This is a genomic window from Methylobrevis pamukkalensis, from assembly GCF_001720135.1.
GTDB lineage: Bacteria > Pseudomonadota > Alphaproteobacteria > Rhizobiales > Pleomorphomonadaceae > Methylobrevis > Methylobrevis pamukkalensis.
This window is the reverse complement of sequence record NZ_MCRJ01000315.1, coordinates 1-557: the sequence shown is the minus strand read 5'-3', so window position 1 is coordinate 557 and position 557 is coordinate 1. Positions and strand designations below refer to the sequence as shown.

At 60.3% G+C, this 557-nt stretch carries 2 protein-coding genes; one reads left to right on the top strand and one right to left on the bottom strand.

The genetic code is table 11. The features are described from left to right. A partial coding sequence (locus A6302_RS26400; RefSeq protein ID WP_425349191.1) for a Zn-binding domain-containing protein occupies window positions 1–281 on the bottom strand: 281 nt, incomplete at its 3' end. On the opposite strand from A6302_RS26400, the gene A6302_RS23810 reads away from it, so the two are divergent. Continuing rightward, window positions 253–557: hypothetical protein (locus A6302_RS23810; protein WP_210183434.1), on the top strand; the 305-nt coding region annotated here is incomplete at its 3' end. The genes A6302_RS26400 and A6302_RS23810 overlap by 29 nt on opposite strands.

Here is a 557-nt window from a genome sequence, read left to right as displayed (position 1 = left end):
CTGCAAAGCGGATCCGACGAGCACCACTCCAGACCCCGCAGTGCTGCTAGCAGTATCGGGCCAATCTCGCTGGTACGTCCCTTTCGTGACAGCCCACCCAGTGTTCCATCGGAGTCCGGGGCCGATGTGTATAGCAGAAATCCGCACATCCCACCCGGACCAGGCGAAACGTACAACCTCTCTCGGATGGAGGCAGTGGAATACCCGCTGTCGAGTGACAGGCGTTCCGACAGAGCGTGGGCCGTTGTGTGGATGAGTAGCAACCTCGCTGAAATCGTCATGGGGAAGGGACGATCGCTGCCGTTGTGGTCCTGCCATGCACGCTCGGCGGCATTATGCGCCTTTGCCGCCCTGTCTGTGACATCGGGCGCGTTCTCCCAAGACAATACGGCTGTCTCATCGAAGTTGATGAATATGCCTTCCCCGCGAACTTCGATTGCCGGCAGCCAGTTCAACTTCTTTTCGGACAGCGGCGCCACGAAAGCGCTGTTGTCGGCCGCCTCCACCGGACTGAGACGGGTGAACGCCTTCAGAGCTCGGACTTCGCGCAGCCTCTC